The organism is Paenibacillus cymbidii (assembly GCF_004764705.1).
GTDB lineage: Bacteria > Bacillota > Bacilli > Paenibacillales > NBRC-103111 > Paenibacillus_AN > Paenibacillus_AN cymbidii.
Window position 1 is genome coordinate 200,217 of the sequence record NZ_SHLX01000013.1, and the last position, 18,168, is coordinate 218,384.

Genomic DNA, 18,168 nt, shown 5'->3' on the forward strand with positions numbered 1-18,168 from the left:
AACAAGAATACCCATCAAGCAGCTCTGATTCCCTCGAAGGGTCGGCTCTCATTCGCCACGTTATACCCAGCACCAAAAAAGCGCCCTACCTCCCGCCGCGCCTTCACGCAGCAGCAAGTATGACGCTTTCGTTTTACTCCTCTTGCATGAACCCCATCTTCCGGGACTGTCCGTCCGTGATCCATTCGCGGCTGCGTCCTTTGGCGTAGTCCGATTTCATACCGGAAATCAGCCGGTCGAGATCGGTTTCCTGCTCGTAATGCATCTGCAGCGCGGCGGAAGCATAGAGCTCGCTAAGCTGTGCCAGCGTAAATCCTTCCGTCCCGCGGGCGGCCCGGGCGATCGTCTCCTCGTCCGCAAGACGCGGCATGCCGATATGCACCAAGTACGCGCGGCGCAGCGCCTCATCCGGCGACTTCACCTCGTACGCCCGGTCGAATCGGCCCGCTCGATTCATCAGCGCGGGATCGATTTTCTCAGGATAGTTGGTCGTGCCGATCAGATAGATCCCTTCCTTCGACGTCGCGCCATCCAGCGTATTCAGGAAATAGGAGCGGCAACCGGCCGGCATCGAATCGATATCCTCGATAACGAGCACCATCGGCGCCATGCGGGCCGCCGTGTCGAATATTTCCTTAATCGACCCGCTGCCCGTATGCTCCGTAATCTGCCAGTAGGCAATCGGCGCGTTGGTCGTCGACGAGATCGATTTGACCAATGTCGTCTTGCCGTTGCCCGGCTTGCCGTATAGCAGAATGCCTCTCTTGTAAGGAATGCCGTAGGATTGAAAAAACGCCCGGTCCTTGGAGAAAAACTCGTCGATAGAGCGGTAAATTTGCGTCTTCAGCTTCTCCTCCAGGAACACTTCGCTCCGACCGACAGAGTATGCCACCGGTTCGCGGGTTTGCTCCAGTCCGTCCGGGGTGTCGGTAAACACGGCAATCTTCGGATCGGCAAGCAGGCGTGCTCTCATCTCTTTCAGAAATCGCATGAGCCCGTCATCGGATTTGCAGAAGATCAGATTCTCGCAACCCCTCCCATGCTCTGACACCCGCGGCACCCGAGAAAGCGCGACCGGATAATCCGGATAAACGAACAGATTGTTGCGTACAGCCGGCCTGATCGCATGATCGCCCCGCTTCGGATCGGCGATGGAAGCGTACTCGAACACACTGGTTTCCACGAGATCGAACAGACTGGCTGCATGCTCGACGCCAGAGAATCCGTTGCGAAGATCTTCCCCAAGTCCGTGCCAAACCTCATTGCCGTCATCTTGATAATAAAGGCGAAGATCGCCTCCGAACCGTTCCCGCAGAAAATCCAGGATAGTCTGCACGACAGTTACATAGTTGAAATAACTTGCCGCATCAAGCCTGCCGCCACCGTCCGCATGATCCGTCCGTATGATAAAAGGACGCTCTTTCATTTTGAATGGTATCGTCATATTCGGCATCACACCCCCTTCACCGTCGCCAGCGGACGGCATTTGGCTACAACGGAAGCCAGCCGCGCCTGGACGACGCTGTCGATAATTTGATCGACATCCTTGTAAGCTTGTGGCGACTCGTCAACCAGCGATTCCAGAGCCCGGTGATTGAGCACGATTTCGTCCTCCTGCCCGATGCGCAGCGACGAAGCGAATTCGTCTACCGTGACCAGCTGTTTCGTCGCACTGCGAGAGCGAACCCGCCCTGCCCCATGGCAGATGGAATAATAATTCCGCAAGCCTTCGGGCGCTCCGACCATCAGATACGAAGCCGTTCCCATCGAGCCGGGAATCAGCGCGGGATGCCCCGTCTCGCGATACGGCGCCGGGTTTCCGGAATGTCCGGCCGGCAGGGCGCGCGTCGCCCCTTTGCGGTGAACAAGCACGGGGGCTTCGCCGTGGTTTTCTTCGCAGGCATAATTGTGCATCAAGTCGTATAACGTGCTCGTCTCCGCCTGGGAACCGAATAATTCCCGCAAAGCGTCACGGACAGCAAAAGCCATCAAGTGCCGATTGGCGACAGCGTAGTTGAGCGCGGCATACATCAGATTCGTATACGTCCGGCCGGCAACACTATCGAGCGGCGCAAAGGCGAGCTTCGGGTCGGCTGTGCCCAGCCCGAGCTTGCTCATCGTTTTGGCGACCAACGAGCCGCAATGCTGGTTGACCGCGCCGCCCCAGGAACGGGAGCCGGAATGAATCATCACGACAACCTGCCCGTCCCGCAAACCCCATTGCTCGGCAATACGGCGGTTTTCTTCGTTAACGCTTATAGCCTGCATCTCGATAAAATGATTCCCATTGCCGAGCGTGCCAAGCTGGCGATGCGCTCTGTGCCAGACCGGCTCCGGAATCCGCTCCAACTCGCTCTCATCGAACCGGAGCCGGCTGCATTCCACATGCGTAAGCGAAGTTGCTTTACGCGGCGTGTATGCGTCCGGGACGTATTTGCCCGGCAAGCCGTGAAGCCCTTTACGCAATACATCCTCCAGCCGAATGTCGGAAAAATGGCCCCGCTGGTGATTTTCGACCGGAATCCGCTTCTCGATCGCCTTGACCAGCTTGCGGCGGAGCTTCACATCGTGCAAGTCCTCGGCCTGTAAATTCGTCAACTGCACCCGCATGCCGCACCCGATATCGCTCCCGACGATCGACGGAGAAACAAAACCGTCCTCCATCCCCCATACCGCGGTCGTGCCGATGCACGTACCGACTCCGACATGGGCGTCGGGCGTGTAGCTCATGTAGCGGATGTTCGGAATTTGCAAATTGTTGTTCGCCATTTCGAGCACCTTGGCCCCCATGGCATGAAAAAGATCGTCGCGAGCGAATACGTGCAGATCCCCCGCGGGGAGATCGATTCGCCGATAATAATTAGCATTGTTATTCATATAGTCGATAAATTCCTCTCTACATTTGAAATATTCAGCCTAAATAAAAACGCAAAAAGACCGCAAGCCCATTCGCTTACGGTCTTCGCGCAATGTGAAAACAGCGGATGCCGCGTGCCTTCCCCCTCACAATAGAGGCGGGAAGCGGCTTTATCCTTGTCTTTCCCTTGCTTGGGCCCGTAAAGGCCGATGGACAATGAACGCAATATTCGATTGCGGCTTGACGACATTGCGACGATTGAACGTTCCGGTCATGTCCGCCGGCCTCCTTTCTGTATAATTGATTTTTTTTATTGGAGCAGTGCATCGGCTATTCCCTAACATTCAGCCCCATACTTCCTGCAAAGACAAGCGGAACCAAGCATCGAGTTGTCCGTCCAGCTTATTCTCCGCCGTGCTTAACGAGGCCGCGATTTGCTCGAAATGCCGCAGCCGCTCCTCCAAATAATCGTTGATCGGGACCAGCCGCGATAGTTCCCACGCGCCATATGAAAGTAGTGATACACGCAAGATTTCGGCGAAAAAGCAAGAGAAGCGATCCCCCGAAGCTGCTCCGCTACCCCATACTTCTCACTGTAACGGATCGGCGATTGCAGCCATTCGAGCAGCGGCGGATTCGATTTGCGATACAAGTTCAACGCTTTGCGCAAATCCCAACCGCCGATGTCGAGCTTCTCGCTGATCGGGCGCTCGATGACATCCCGCTTATCGAAGATAGACAAGTACCATTCCGGCCGACGGATATAAAGGAACCGTACATCGTAATCGCTGTCTTGCGACGGGAACCCCCAAGCACGGCTGCCCGATTCGCAGGCGTACAGGATGCGGATTTGTTCTTCGCGCTCCAAACGATCCAGTTGTTCGGTTATGATTCTATGCATGTCAACCATACCTGACTCCTCCCTCCCAACCGCATGGCCACCAATCTGCAGACATTCATGACCATCCGGCATCGGCTTCATGCCCCTATCTTCGCTTATCTCCTTCCTCCCGAACATGGCGGAAGTATGACGACAGAGAAATTTCACTACGATATGTACTTTGCAGGGAACGAAAAAAGACCCCTGTCGCCCAAGATCCTTCCCTACAGCAATAATAGCCATAGAAAAAGACCGCTCAGCTTCAAGCAGTCTTTACAAAAACGCTTAGCAGGTTCATCGCGAACGACTGAAGCAGCATGATTAACTGCCGCAGCACTTCTTATACTTCTTCCCGCTGCCGCAAGGGCAAGGGTCATTGCGGCCTACTTTATTCGTATTTACGTGCGGCTGGGCTTTCACGCCGAACAATTGCCGCCCCCCGGTCACGCGATTGCTCCCCTTCGACATCCGGCTCGATTGCGCGTCCAGCTTGGCCATCCTTCGTTCTTCGGCTTCAAGCTCGCTTCTCCACTCGGGCAGCAGCGGATGCTCGGTATTCGAAATGACACAGAAGGCATACAACGATTTCGTAAGGTTCAAATACCCGTCGTCATAGCCTTCTTCCACCATCCGCAGAACGAGCGGAAAACCTTGCTCGGATCCAAGCTCGCATAGTGCGTCCGCCAGCTTGGTTGCGAATGTAAAATCTTCTTCGGCCGGCAGCAACGAAAGCAAGGCGGTTTCGGATTCGGGGAGCTTGATTTTGCCGAACACATCGGAAGCAAAGAGACGGTAGTCCCTCTCGGAAGCAGGCGAATACCGCTCCGTCAACGCAGCAATAACGGATGGCTTGCCAATACGAACCAGGGCCTCCACGGCCTTCGACGGAAGCAAGTCATCCTCGGATCCCAAAAATCCGCACAATAAAGGGACCGCGGCTTCCAGTTTCAATGCTCCTGCCAGTTGAGCGAAATAGATGGTTTCATAGCCCATCTCGTCATCCGGGTCATGAGCGTCAAGCTTGTGCAGCACACCTTCGGAGGCGATGCATTGCCGGCGTGCCAGCTCGCGTACGAGTTCGTCTCCATAGAACGAATCGAACTCGTCGATATATTTTCCATAGCAGTCTTTGATAAAATGTTCAAACTCATCCGCCAAACGGCCATCCTCAAGGCTTGCAATATGAATCCTGTCCTGTATACGCTTGTTCCACTCCCGCTCTTTTTCGATGAGCGTGGTGTAAGGTTCCAGCAACGGAAGGTCACTTCTGATAAGAATGTTAAACAAGTGAAATTTCGTGTTGCTATCCACAGCCGGCGAGCGGATTAATTCAACCAGTCCCTGGACGGTTTCCTCGGTTTGGGGAAAACAGTACGCATGGAACAGGTGGACGGATCTTGCTTCCTTGGGCTGCAGCCTTAGCCTTTCCAGGACAAGCGGCATCAGGGTAACATCGTTCTCATATAGGAAGCTTTCCGCAAAAAAGCCAAGTGCCGCATTGCAAACAACCGATTCGGGGTGCAGGATAAAACCCTTTACATGCTCGCGAGTAAACATCGTTATCGACCTTTCCTTATTTATCATTGCCATCCGGCAAAAATCCACATGAATACTATAGCATAGACATGGCAAATGAGCCTAAACTTTGGTAGTGTTCATAGTAAAGTATATTCAAGTCCGGAGGATGCGGGAGGATTCGAACATGGTCACAAATCGGGAAGACGCCGCGCCGCTTGCCGGCCTCGGCTTCCGCGCGCACCAGGGAGGCGCCGTGGTCGTCGGCCTCGCCGTCGGGGAGGGCGAACCTCGTGTCGTGCTCTCCACCTTGCTTGAAACCTGCACGGACGGCGACCGGCTTTCCTTCGAGCCCTACCGTGTCGCAGCCGAAATAGCCCGTCGCGATCCGCAAAGCGGCGCTTCGACCGAAGCGGCCGCCGCCGTAGCGGAGGGACGCAAGCGCCAGGACCGACTGGCAGCGCAGGCTTTGCAGAACATCATTCGTCAACTGGGGAAAACGAATCATACACCCGTCGTCGCGGCGCTGCTCGTCAATCGTGCCGGCTGGGTCACCGACCTCCTCGCGTACAGTCTTGCTTGGCCCGAGCATGTGCCTGTTGCGGAAGCCCTCGCCGTGCGCGACGCGCTTCGGTTTGCCTTTCGTCAATGCAATGTCGAGGTCGCCGAATTGGACGAGAAATCTCTTCCCGATCTCGCAGCGGAAACGCTCGGCATATCGGCGGCTGAGATCGATGCGCGCCTGAAGGCGCTTGGCGCGGCCGTCGGGCGGCCCTGGCGCAAAGAGCAAAAGCTCGCCTGCCTGGCCGCATGGGTCGCGATGGCAGGGCGGCGTTTGACAATAGCCCGCTTGAAATGATAACTTGGCGTAATACCCATTTCCATGGGTCATCTTGAAAGGGGGGCTTATATGTTGTTGCCCATCCACCAACGTTTCCTGGATCAAGCAAAGGAAAAACTCCGTCAAGACCTGAGAGTTCGGGGTCTTCTTGCCGGCGGTTCTCTGGCGACAGGAACCATGGACGAGTACAGCGATTTGGACCTTATCATCGTATATGACGCCGCCTACCGGGAGCCGATCATGAATCAACGGCTCCTCATTGCGGAAGGACTGGGCAAACTGCTCTCCGGCTTCACAGGCGAACACGTTGGCGAGCCGCGTGTGGTGATTTGTTTATACGGGCCGGAGCCACTGCATGTCGATCTGAAGTTTGTTGCGCTGGAAGAGCTCGCCACACGAATGGAAGATCCGCTTATTTTATGGGAACGAGAACAAGCAATCAGCAAAATGCTGGAAAGCACCTCCCCTTCCTATCCATACCCCGATCGGCAATGGATAGAAGACCGTTTCTGGGTCTGGATTCATTACGGCGCCACGAAGCTGGGAAGAGGAGAATGGTTTGAATTGATCAATCATCTTGCCTTTATTCGCAGTGCCGTATTGGGTCCGTTGTTTTCAATAGGCAACAGGCAGCTTCCAAGAGGCGTCAGAAAATTGGAGCAATCCGACGTCGAAGGATGGGAAGAACTGAAGGAAACAATCCCTCAATACAGCTTCGAGAGCTGCTGCCATGCGTTAAGAAGCACGATCCGCCTCTATCGGCGCTTGCGCCAACACTCCGATGTACTTGCTAAAGAGGAAGCGGAACACGCTGCAACCGCCTACCTGGAGAAGGTGTATGCAAGTACCAGGAGCACCTGACACGGTGCTCCTGACTCACGGGTCGGCGGCTGCTCCTCGAACCCGCATAAAAAACACTCCTTTTGAGGCATGGCTGCGCCGGACCAAACGGCGTATACTTGCGATGTTCATATGGCTGCATGATTCGTTTGGCCTGGCTATTTCGATCATCGTGCCTCCTGCCCTACACAATCACTTTATTTGCCGCCGGCACCATCGCCGGAGGCATCTCGACCTTCAGCCGCCAGACGAAGCTCATCGGCTTGTTCCCTTCATGCTTCACATACTCCGCCTCGCCAAGAAACACATAAGGCGCCGTATAGTTATGCTCCTCTTTGTATTCCCTTACAAACAAGACGACCCGCGTCCCCAACCGCCGATGATGGATATAACGCTGCGCCGTCGGGGAATCCTCGGCGGTCCGGCTCTGCGTCTGCCAATGAAACAGCCGTTCGTTGATCGCATAGTCTTCATACAACGTCGACGGCGAAAAATCCTTATCCGACTTGTTGAGCGTAATAAAGAAAATGTCGGTCTTCTTGTCCTCGAAATATTTGACGCCTTCCCGGAAGCTGGGCGCTTTCTCTTCATTCCAATACCCGAAGGCGGCCAGGATCTGGTCCATCGAATAACGGCAATGAACCGCCAGCGGACAAACGTAAGGAAACGCATGCGGCTTGTCCACAAAGTCGAGATGAGCCAGCTTATACGTGAAAATAGCAATCACTTCCCGGCGGAATGCCGGATAAGCCAGCGTATCCCGCAAGGCTGCGATCACGCTCGCATACCCTTGTTTGCCCGGTTCGACGCGATAGAACGTGTAATACAACTGGCTCAGCATGAGCCGTTCCTCTTCCGATTCCGGAGGGTTCATCCCTCCCTCGAGAAAAGCGATCAGGTACCGAAGCTGCCTGCGGGAATCGAGATGAAGCAGCGCCGGCACTCGCTTCGCGACGAAATCGGCATGGTGCCATTCGCCATCTCCACGATTCTCCGCCACACCTGCCTCCATCAGCAGCCCGGTAAACGTCCGGTTCCCCGTCCTTCCGCCATAGAACTCATACAAGCTCATCCCGTGGTAGCGCAGAAAACTATCGAGCGTAAGCTCCATCCCCGTATCGGCGGCAAAATATTTCAGCTTCTGAACCAAGCTCCTGCGGTTGGTAGCGGTTTGCTTCAGGTTGCGGAGAATATAGTCGCGAGCCTGCTTTTCCAACTGAATGAAGCTTCCCCGCGGCAAACTGGAGAAGCCTTGCTCCACGTAGTGCTGCACCGAATGTTTCGCATGTCCGATCAAGGCACGAAACTTCTCCTGGAAGTTGTACTCCTGATGCGCCTGCCCGATAAAATCCAGCACCGTCAGACACTCTTTGCCCTCCGCAAGCCGCAGGCCGCGCCCCAACTGCTGAAGGAACACCGTCAAACTTTCCGTCGGCCGCAGGAACAGAATCGTGTTCACCGCCGGAATGTCGACACCTTCGTTATACAGATCGACGACAAAAATCAGCTTGATCTCGCCATTCGTCAGGCGCACCTTGGCCTCGCGACGTTCTTCGTCGTTCGATTGTCCGTGCAGCGCAATAGCCGGGATGCCGGCTTCGTTGAACACCTTGGCCATATAGATCGCGTGGTCGACCCCAACGCAGAACCCGAGTCCTTTAACCTGCTCCATGTCGGTGACATACTTCTTCATGCTGTTCAGAATTTGCACGGCCCGAATCTTGTTGTTCGTGTATAGATGCTCGAGCTCCGCCAAATCGTAGCCGCGCCGCGACCATTTCACCTGCGTCAGATCGACCTGATCAGTCACGCCAAAATATTGAAACGGACAAAGCAGCTTCCGATCGATCGCGTCCGTCAGCCGAATTTCCGCGGCGATACGGTCGCCGAAATAGCCGAGCACGTCTTTGCCGTCCATCCGCTCCGGCGTCGCCGTAAGCCCCAGCATGACCTGCGGCTTGTAATACTCCAGCAGCTTCCGGTAAGAGGGCGCCGCGGCATGATGAAACTCGTCCACGACAATATAATCGTAGAACGTCGGCGTCGTGTGGTCCGTCAGTCGCATGGAATTGAAGCTCTGGATGCTGATGAACAGATGATTCAGCCCTTGTGCCTGCTCCCCGCCGACATGCAGCTCGCCATAATTCAAATCCTTCAGAATATAGCGAAACGTATCCCGGCTCTGGCGAAGGATTTCCTCCCTGTGCGCAACGAACAGCAGATTGGCCTGGACGCGCCGCTCCGCGAACCGTTTGTAATCGAACGCCGAAACGACCGTTTTGCCGACGCCGGTTGCCGCCACGATCAGATTGTACATGCGCCCATACAACGTGCGCTCGGCGTCCAGCTTCTCCAGAATCTCCTTCTGGTAGTCGTAGGGCGTAATCTCGAATGGAAAATAAAGCGTGCCCTGTTCGCCGGCCTTGGGCTTGCGAAGCGCCCGCTGCAGAAGTTGTTCCTGCTCCGGATCGGAACCGACGAAGGGACGAAACTCGCGATCGTTCCAATAGCTTTCGAACGTCGCTTCGATTTTCTTCAGCACGTCGTAAGAGTCCTTCTCCGTCACCTTAAGATTCCATTCCAGCCCGCTGGTGAGCGCGGAATTGGACAGATTGGAGGACCCGACATAGGCGGTCGTAAATCCGGTGTCGCGTTCGAACACATACGCTTTGGCGTGCAGCCGGGTGCGGTCCGTATCATAGGAAATCTTGATCTCCGTGTTGGGCAGCTTGCCCAGTTCGATAATAGCCTTGTAGTCGGTTGCTTCCATATACGTCGTGGTGATGATCCGGAGCCGGCCGCCGTTCTTCGTGAACATTTCCAACTGCTCCATGAGAATTCGAATCCCGCTCCACTTGATGAAGGAAACAAGCAAATTGATACGGTCGGCGGTCACGATTTCGCATTGGAGCTCGTGCAGCATATTCGGCTCGGCATGAGAGCCAGTGAACAAGGAACTTTGCGACAACGGCGTCGTCGGACGGACGATAGCCGCGTCTTTGAACGAACGAATATGATTGAGCTTGGCGTAAATATACGTCAACACTTCGCCCCGCTCGTCCAGTTGAAGCAATCGGCACTCTTCCGGGCCGAGACTGTCCTTCAGCGTCGCAATCATCGCATTGCAGGCCTGGATCTGCTTCAGAATGAGCTCGTCGTCATTGCTCGTTTGCTCCCGCACCAATTTTAAGGCTCTGCGTGTCACCAGACCGATGTAATTGGCCAGCAGCTTGCGCGCCTCTTCCAGATCCAGCTTCTCCTTGCCAATCTCGAACCGCGAGGCGTCCACCTCGGCCAACTGCTGCGATGTCAATCGGTTGATGACTTGTTCGTAGAGCCCTTGCTTCATGGGGATCGTTCCTTTCCCGGACGAACTCAGGATCCTTCGCCCACTCGATAACGTGCCGGTCCGCGGAACACTTCCCGGACGTGCCAGATGATATAGCTTTCATTCGGTTGGTACAATGGCCGGATCGGGGAACGGACCGTTCGTCCGTGATACCGCATCAGCCATTCGTCAAAACCACGCGTCCCGTGCGCCTCTTCCGCAACAAGCATTTTCCTGTCGGGCGTGATCGTGAACACGCCGCGATCGAACAGCTTGTGGTGCAAGGAGCATAAGGCGACGCCGTTCTCCTCCACGTCGGGGCCGCCGGCTTGGTGCCACTGAATATGGGCGGCATCGACCGCAATCAGTTGATGGCCGAGTCGGACGTTAAACCCGCAGATCGCGCAGCTGAATTCGTAAGCCCGCAATATTTTGTTGCGGAATTCGGGATCTCTTCTCCGTTTGACCACCGGCGACAGGCGCAGCCCCACTTCCTCGAGCAGATCCGCATGCATCGTCTCCGGAAAATGATCGTTCAACAGCTGCTCGGCGACCTCTTGCACAAGCTTCTCATTGCCGCGGAGCAGGTGCAGGACCTCTTCGCTGAACCCGCCGACCACCTGATCGGTGACGAGCTGCTTATCGCTGAACCGCATCTTGTCGATCGAGACGCTCAAATGCCAGATACCATCAGTCGTTAGCCGGACGAACGGTTCCTCCGGATGATACGACGTTCGTGCCGGGCCGAACTCCCTCAGCAGCTGCTTCAGCTTCAAGCGAATGTCTTCATAGGGCAGCAAGGTCACATCGTCCTGCAGCTTGCTCAGGGCAAGCAAAAGCAGCAACGGCTTATGCGGCGCCCGCTGCCCGTTCTTCTTCCATATCGACAGCGTCGCAACCTTCCGCTTCAGTTCCTCGGCATTCATCGGCATTCCCTCTACAAATTCCGGCATTATTTTACAGCGTGTATGGGTAAGTATTCGTCACCGGGGTGGGGAGTTCCTCCAATTGATCGGGCATCAAAAAACCGACCTTGTGAGGAGATCGGTTATCAAGATCCTATTTCAATTTTTGCTCGAACGTCTCCAACATATCTTTCGCAATGCGATGCACAAGCTTGATCTCTTCCGGATCGCGCCCTTTCAGATAACTGACGTGAATCGCCAAAGTCCCGGTAATCCCAAGCTTCTCCTGATGAATATCCATCCCGGAAAATCGAAAAAACTGCTCCGAATCCACATCAAGTGCAACCATGATTTTCTCCAAAGTATTTAACGAAACGTTGCGTTTGCCGCGTTCGATATCCCCGATGTAGGAAAACTTCGTACCCGCCAATTCCCCCAACTGGGCCTGCGTTAGTCCTCTCATTTTACGGATGGATCGAATTCGATCCCCGATCATGATTTTCAAATCCGGCATCATCTACACCCCTCAGTATTTATAGCGTATAGATATCAGCAGAAAGATAAATCCCCTTACTTCTTTCATTATTTGAATATATAACTTATAAGTGTTATTATTGGAGAAATAATTGTAAAATATACACTTGTGGGGTGCAATTCGCCAATGACTTCGATCGAGAATATTCATGACATCATCCTTTCCGACGAATACGACGATCATCACTGGTTTCAATTCGAAAAGGTCTATTTACTTCCCGATCGGCATGTGATAGTACTGAAAAAAGAAAAGAAGCCTTTCGGCTTCCGGATTGTGAACAAACATTATTTTCAACCACTTAATGAACGAGAAACCTCCAAGTTGCAGCAGCTTTACCCTGATACTTTTGCGGGCCTACAAAAGCCCGCCGCGGCTAACCCTGCACCATTATTTATATATGCCATATGTTACAATATCATTGAAACGAACGGGATCGTCCGAGCCCAGATCTCGTTTTCTACTAGAAGTGAGCCGATAGATGCTTCGGGTTCTCTGTTGCAATGTGACGCACGATACGTGCGTGTGTTAGGGTGACATTTCACCAGAGGCTGATGATAAGTTTGAGTTGTTTTGGGTTCTCCATATTCTTTATGCACAAATCCAGTTATAGATGGACTTAATAAAGCTGTATTCTTCTGTAGAAACACTATAGGCTGCTTTTTGAAGCTTATTGGATATCGTGTTTAATTTAACGAACCATTCGGTCTTTGCTTCACGTCCTCCAGTAATTTTCGAATCTTCCGGGCGAACTACAACACTTTCAAAAGTTTCAGACCAGTTTTTACCGTACAATATAATTTCTTTACATTCTAAAAACTTAACACAATCCCAAATGGTTACATTTCCTACGCCCCCACTTGTGATCGAATCATAATTTTGATTATCAGCATCTTTTTTCGCTCTAGAATAAACAGTCTTTGGCAACCCTTTTATTTGCCAATTATCGCCACATTTTTCCTTTAGCTTTTGAGCAATAATACTTTTAACACTAACTTCTATTTCACGCAGATATTTCAACGATTCTTCGTTAAACGTTTTTGCTTCGTCTTCCCAGTACTTTTCAAGTCCATCTGGTTTAAAATCTTCTCTAGTATCTGCTATGGCCCTCTGGAATGCTCTCCAAAAGCGTGTATCAGCACCACCACCAAAATAACTTCGAAGATCTTTCCGCTGCTCAGGAGAAATGTTATTAATATATTCAATTAGTGGATCTAAATAATAATATACCTTTGCAAAGACATCTTCTGCTTTTTCTGTTTTAGGTGCAATCTCGGCATTGGCTAATAACATATTTACGACGTCATTAATAGTACGAATTACCGCTTGGATACCACGATTTATTGTTAAAATGCCATTGTCCAATTCTCCCTTTATCCATTCCCCTTCACTGAAAGTTTTAATATACCTGAAGCAATTCTCTATAAACGGATAAAATAGGTCGCAGGTTTCCTGATTGGTCCCAAGGTCAAAAGTCCCGTCTTTAACAATTACATTTCTCTTTCCAAATATCGTAAAAAAATGACATCTTTTCAACGCGGATTGAATCGCTTCAACAGTAATACACTTTAATGGAGAAGTTTCATCTTCACCAACAACCACTCTAGAAAGTAACGGCGATGTCTCTTCTTCCCCTAGCATTTGGGCGATCTTTGATCTGAGTGCTTGCCTTCGTTCATTATAATTTTCAGACTCCCACAACATGTCAGAGTTAAGTGTCACTCTCAATGTTTTTGGAACTGACTTTTGATTCTCGTTAATGTCCATAAACAACTTTACTTGCTCTTTACGATCTAAATCTACAAAGGCGACCACAGGTATAGAGTTCTTTGATGCGTATTGAGAATCAGAATATCCATACAAACGATGTTGTCCATCAATAATGTAGGCAGATCTGTACCTCTTAGGTAAATGTAAAATACCTAATTTGGAGATCGAATCATCTACTTTTGTTGCGGATTGATCAAATTGTAGTCCCTTTCCATTGGTATCGATACTTATTATCAGTGAATTAGGAAAATATCCGCCTTTATCGATAAAAGTTCGAACATCTTGCAAACGTTTTTTCTTGATGATCCGCTGATATGTTGGCATCATATTCTTATTTGCTTCATTGCGATGCAGCACGTATCCGATTTTCAACAAACGTTCTGGCTCGATTGAAAAAGAATAATATGTATATCCTCCCATCTTACCCTGTATAGCAGGTATTTTTTCCTCCATATTTCGGATTTCTGTATTTGCAAAAAGATTACCTAATAATTGGTATTTTGCACAGGACCCAAGATGTTTAACCAATTCCACGTAGTAATCTATAACTGCATCACTAAAATGTACAATTCCCCATTCACTAAGCTTTACTAAATCGCTTTTGCTCATAATGAAATTATGCGTTGCCCAAATAAACTTCACTTTTCTTCCGGGGTATTTCTTCAATGCCTCTTTTCGTAGTCCATCCATTTGACCACGTAATGCTTCTATTGATTTTTTGAATACGCCGTCCTTTATGTTCTCTGCCGACTTACACTCCACAATGAGAACCGTTTCATCATCAGAAGCAAAAACATCAATCTGTTGTGTGAACGCTGGATTTTGAAAATCATATGACATTTCAAAATTCCTATCAGAATTCATTTCCGTGAAACCCATGCTTGCTAATAATAGCCATACTTTATCCTCAAACTGTTCATCAAAAGGCTTGTCTTTTTTTACACCAATAAATTTCGGGTCTTTGTAATCTTTATATTTTATCCAACCTTCTTCGACTAAATCCGGAAGTGCAAGAAGCCTCTCTTTCATTGTAATAAATGTCTTGTTTCTGTTTGCCTTAGTTGATGAAAGCTCTCTACCGGATACAATTTTATCCCACCTTGTCTTACTCATCATTTTCCGCCTCTTCTGGAATATTTGTGAATATGTACTCTGAAACAATAGTTCTTGCAGCCTTTTTCCCGCCAATTAAACTGCTCCTGTTAAGTTCTAATATCCGGTCACCGTTTTTTTGGAAGATTTCTCTTATTACAGGGTGGGCTGCATTTGTTAAGATGTAGTACGCACCCTTTCGTTTAATAAAGTCGATAAATTGACTTAGGCGGTGTTGATCTTCAATAGAAAATAAATTTTGGTTATACTTGATAAACCCATTACTATTGTGTGATACGGTGTATGGTGGATCTAAAAATACCAGATCATTCTCGTTAATTCGATTCTTGTAGCCTTCAAAATCAAAACATTGTAACTTTACTTTTTGAAGCTTTTGACTTGCAGCAACTATTTTTGTGCAATTGTAATTCCAATGTTCTCTACGACCATAGGGAACATTATATTGTCCTTTTCTATTTACGCGGTAAAGGCCATTATATGAGGTTTGATTAAGGAAAATAAATCTGGCAGCTCTTTCTGCCGGGTCATCAAAATTCATTGAACGTATTCTGTAATAATCCTCAGACGTATTGTTATACTTCACGAAATGATCTATTACCGCATGAGGCATGTCCCTTACTGCTATATATGTCTCTATTAACTCATTATTAAGGTCTGATAGGTAACAATTATGGGAATGGTCCATTGCAAAAAAGATTGCTCCTCCACCAAGAAAAGGTTCATAATATTTTCGGTATTGCAAATTCCCTATTATCTGAACCAGTGACTTTACTATCCAAGTCTTTCCACCAGCCCATCTAATGAATGGCTCTATTGCAGTCATATAATCTATCCTCACAGGTATTTATTCACTTAAAGAACAACTCCTATAATGTCTCCGACATCATAAGTTAGTGCTTTACAATGTTTATCGATTACTTCTATGATTAAAGATCCATTACGTCCCACTACTATGGGTATATTCGACTATATCCCACTATCATATTAGACCCGGAGTTTTATATTTTCTAGTGGTATATCCTCATCGTAAAAATACAACTATTGTCATTTTAAGCACAATTCGACGAAATTTTCAATAATAATTGACAATAAGTTAAATATATTTACAGACACCTCTATTAGCGGTGGCTAATCCCTTATTCGTCCGTATCGCTTTTGGTCTGAAGACCTAATCCACACATGGGGCTGTCCCAAGAGATATCTTGGAATTTTGTGCCTACTTAGGGCCGTGTTACTTTTTAAAACATAAAAATGGACTCCAGTCCCCACTCTATAGTGGAATTTGGAGCCCTTACGCGTATGATTCGGGATGTTCTCATACCAATATGAATACTTTTGTGACAACCTTGTAGGTAAATTTTGAAATCTACATTGAACTTGCTCCCAAAGCCTACTTGACACCAGCCACATCTCTTGCTCGTCCACTTCGCTCCCTGTGCGCTGACGAACCCTCGTTTACACCATTTAAAACCCAACCTTATGTAGCCAAGTTTTTAGATGATGGAGGCAGGCCATCGCTTGGCAAAACCACAATCGGCCACCGAGTGATATTAAGGATGTTTGGCGAGCCACTTCTACCCCGATAATTTGCACGTCGGTGGCACCTTATACAAAATTCAATATAAATTTGATTAATCGGGCAGCTTGCGAACAACCGAGCACGGCTTAAACCCGATTCCGCCTTCGAAACTCCCCCGGCGTCAAACCAACCACTTTACGGAACAGCTTGGCGTAATAATGAACCGACTCGAACCGATGCCGTTCGGCGATCCGCGTAATCGTCTCGGTTGTCTCGATCAGCTCGCGGAACGTCCGTTTGATCCGTTGTTCGGACCAGTATGCATTGGGCGTCGTGCCAGTCTGGCGTTTGAATAAGTCGTGGAAGTGGCTGCGGCTTAGCCCGTGGCGCTCAGCCCGATGCTCGATGTTGTCATGAGTCAGCTCCGGCTCACCGGCTTGCGCCGCCTGCATGAATGCCTTCACCCGCCGATCGGCGAACGTCTTCGGCTGCATCGCTGTATTGATGACGAAATCGAGAAACAGCAAAAACTGCCCCTGTATCCGCAGCGAACCGGGAAACCGGCCGGCATCGTAAACGTCGTAGTTGGACAAAATCGGCGCGAACAGCCGGTTCCATTCCGCCGCGTCGGCATCGTCCAGCACGGTGTACTCCACCAACGGCTCGTGCACGGCCGGCTCGATGAACGACGCATTAACCGGACTGCCGCGGTCAGCGAGAAAATCGCTCGGATAGACAACGCCCGGCCGCTCCCGGTAGTTCCATTCGAAGTAGACGATGCGATAGATGAAAGGATTGTCGCGTGACGCCTCCCAGCGATGCGGCTTTCCCGACGGCACGTAAGCGTGCACGCCGGGGAACAGCGGCAGCGGCCCGTCGTCCGTATGCAGCGTACCGGTGCCGGACTCGATCAGGTTGAACGACTGGATATATGTCGTTCGCGGACCGTGGATCTCGCCCGGCGACATGATGTACCGCAGCGAGAAGCGGAAGAACGGCATTGCCGCCGCCGGCTGCTCCGTTGGCTGCGCCATGCTACTCCTCCAGACCGAGCAAATAGCGGGCCGGCGCCGACAGCCGCGCTCTCGTCTCCGCCGACGTTTTTACCTGGTGATTGATGTACGGCTCATGCTCGCGAGCGCAGAAGTAAGCGAACACGCCCCGCCGCGCAGCATCGCTCGTGTTACGCGTGCCGCTGTGCCACAGGTGGCTGTTGAACACGATTACCGAACCGGCCGGCGCTTCCAGGATGATCTGCTCCGGGTGCGGTTGTTCGATGCCTTCGAAGGAGAAGTGATCGCCTATCTTACCGAGCAGCCTGTGGCTGCCGGGGACGACCCTCGTCGCGCCGTTGGCTGCACTGAAATCGTCCAGCAGCCATACGGTATTGACGACGTGAAACGGATCGTCTTCGCTGCGCCGCGGTTCGGCCCAGTCGGAATGGAAGTGCTGCTGGCCTTGCTTCGGCAATGCGTCGCGGCCGCAATAGTTGGACAGCTTGAAGTTGCGCTGCAGCACGTGGTAGACGGCGGCCAGCACTTGCGGATGCGTATACGGCCCGTCGAACTCTTCGCCCTTGTTGACCAGATCGTGCGGACGGCGCGTGCCCGGCTCCTCGTCCTTGTCCGTGATCCCTTCGTCCGACATGATTGCTTCGTACCGTTCGCGCAGCCGCTCCAGAAATGCCGGCTCCATCAATCGTTCGAACACGACGAACCCTCTTGTATCAAGACTTGCTTTCTCTTCTTCCGTCAACAGCGACTCGCTCACGCCGAGCGCAACCAACTGTTCGTGCAACGGTTCCTTGTGTGCAATACTCACGGCAGGCTCCTCCTTTTATCGATTCCTCTGCTAAGGTTATGTTGCCATTCCCCCTCATTATCCGCGATAAAAGCGGCGCCGTCATTACTCGCCTTTCCGGTTTTTTGTCGATTTGTCCGGCACCCACGCTCCCACCGACGAGTGAAATGCCAAAAAAGGCCCCCCACTAAGAGGAGAGCCTTTTGTCTTTGCCTAATTTTCAGATCCGATGTCGTATGATCTTACGTTCGATCCTGATCTTCAACCA

13 protein-coding genes and 1 pseudogene are annotated in these 18,168 nt (G+C 51.1%); 3 read left to right on the forward strand and 11 right to left on the reverse strand.

Annotation, left to right across the window (positions count from 1 at the left end):
* Positions 1 to 133: 133 nt before the first annotated feature.
* The 4 genes and pseudogenes from EXY20_RS19125 to EXY20_RS19140 form a co-directional block, all read right to left on the reverse strand.
* The gene (locus EXY20_RS19125; protein ID WP_167859368.1) at positions 134 to 1,444 is read right to left on the reverse strand and encodes an AAA family ATPase; all 1,311 of its coding nucleotides are present in this window, start codon (positions 1,442 to 1,444) and stop codon (positions 134 to 136) included.
* A gap of 8 nt (positions 1,445 to 1,452) precedes the next feature.
* The gene (locus EXY20_RS19130) at positions 1,453 to 2,877 is read right to left on the reverse strand and encodes an RtcB family protein (RefSeq protein WP_135553700.1); all 1,425 of its coding nucleotides are present in this window, start codon (positions 2,875 to 2,877) and stop codon (positions 1,453 to 1,455) included.
* 461 nt (positions 2,878 to 3,338) lie between these two features.
* A pseudogene (locus tag EXY20_RS19135) lies at positions 3,339 to 3,767 on the reverse strand (nucleotidyltransferase domain-containing protein); the annotation flags it as partial.
* A gap of 291 nt (positions 3,768 to 4,058) precedes the next feature.
* Positions 4,059 to 5,294 (reverse strand): SEC-C metal-binding domain-containing protein, encoded by a 1,236-nt coding sequence (locus EXY20_RS19140; protein WP_135553702.1) that lies wholly within the window; start codon positions 5,292 to 5,294, stop codon positions 4,059 to 4,061.
* A 145-nt stretch (positions 5,295 to 5,439) separates the two neighbouring features.
* Here EXY20_RS19140 and EXY20_RS19145 point away from each other — a divergent pair, with 145 nt between their 5' ends.
* Positions 5,440 to 6,111 carry a hypothetical protein gene (locus EXY20_RS19145; protein WP_135553703.1) on the forward strand — a complete coding sequence of 224 codons (672 nt, stop codon included), beginning with the start codon at positions 5,440 to 5,442 and terminating at the stop codon, positions 6,109 to 6,111.
* A gap of 51 nt (positions 6,112 to 6,162) precedes the next feature.
* Positions 6,163 to 6,954: a nucleotidyltransferase domain-containing protein gene (locus tag EXY20_RS19150; RefSeq protein WP_135553704.1), complete on the forward strand. Its 792-nt coding sequence runs from the start codon at positions 6,163 to 6,165 to the stop codon at positions 6,952 to 6,954.
* A gap of 163 nt (positions 6,955 to 7,117) precedes the next feature.
* On the opposite strand, the gene EXY20_RS19155 is transcribed toward EXY20_RS19150, so the two are convergent.
* From EXY20_RS19155 to EXY20_RS19165, 3 genes are all read right to left on the reverse strand, one after another.
* The gene (locus EXY20_RS19155; RefSeq protein ID WP_135553705.1) at positions 7,118 to 10,282 is read right to left on the reverse strand and encodes a DUF3427 domain-containing protein; all 3,165 of its coding nucleotides are present in this window, start codon (positions 10,280 to 10,282) and stop codon (positions 7,118 to 7,120) included.
* Between the two features lie 26 nt (positions 10,283 to 10,308).
* A complete protein-coding gene (locus EXY20_RS19160; protein ID WP_135553706.1) occupies positions 10,309 to 11,187 on the reverse strand; it encodes a phosphorothioated DNA-binding restriction endonuclease in 879 nt (292 codons plus the stop codon).
* A 133-nt stretch (positions 11,188 to 11,320) separates the two neighbouring features.
* Positions 11,321 to 11,680, reverse strand: coding sequence for a helix-turn-helix domain-containing protein (locus EXY20_RS19165; protein ID WP_135553707.1), 360 nt, complete (start codon positions 11,678 to 11,680; stop codon positions 11,321 to 11,323).
* 147 nt (positions 11,681 to 11,827) lie between these two features.
* On the opposite strand from EXY20_RS19165, the gene EXY20_RS19170 reads away from it, so the two are divergent.
* Positions 11,828 to 12,235 carry a hypothetical protein gene (locus EXY20_RS19170; RefSeq protein WP_135553708.1) on the forward strand — a complete coding sequence of 136 codons (408 nt, stop codon included), beginning with the start codon at positions 11,828 to 11,830 and terminating at the stop codon, positions 12,233 to 12,235.
* A gap of 54 nt (positions 12,236 to 12,289) precedes the next feature.
* On the opposite strand, the gene EXY20_RS19175 is transcribed toward EXY20_RS19170, so the two are convergent.
* The 4 genes from EXY20_RS19175 to EXY20_RS19190 form a co-directional block, all read right to left on the reverse strand.
* A complete protein-coding gene (locus EXY20_RS19175; RefSeq protein WP_135553748.1) occupies positions 12,290 to 14,581 on the reverse strand; it encodes a DGQHR domain-containing protein in 2,292 nt (763 codons plus the stop codon).
* Positions 14,574 to 15,404, reverse strand: coding sequence for a DNA adenine methylase (locus EXY20_RS19180; RefSeq protein ID WP_135553709.1), 831 nt, complete (start codon positions 15,402 to 15,404; stop codon positions 14,574 to 14,576). Before EXY20_RS19180 ends, EXY20_RS19175 begins: the two co-directional genes overlap by 8 nt.
* Positions 15,405 to 16,246: 842 nt before the next feature.
* Positions 16,247 to 17,134: a helix-turn-helix domain-containing protein gene (locus tag EXY20_RS19185; RefSeq protein WP_135553710.1), complete on the reverse strand. Its 888-nt coding sequence runs from the start codon at positions 17,132 to 17,134 to the stop codon at positions 16,247 to 16,249.
* A 1-nt stretch (position 17,135) separates the two neighbouring features.
* Complete coding sequence (locus EXY20_RS19190) at positions 17,136 to 17,921, reverse strand: phytanoyl-CoA dioxygenase family protein (protein ID WP_135553711.1); 786 nt, start codon at positions 17,919 to 17,921, stop codon at positions 17,136 to 17,138.
* Positions 17,922 to 18,168: the final 247 nt, after the last annotated feature.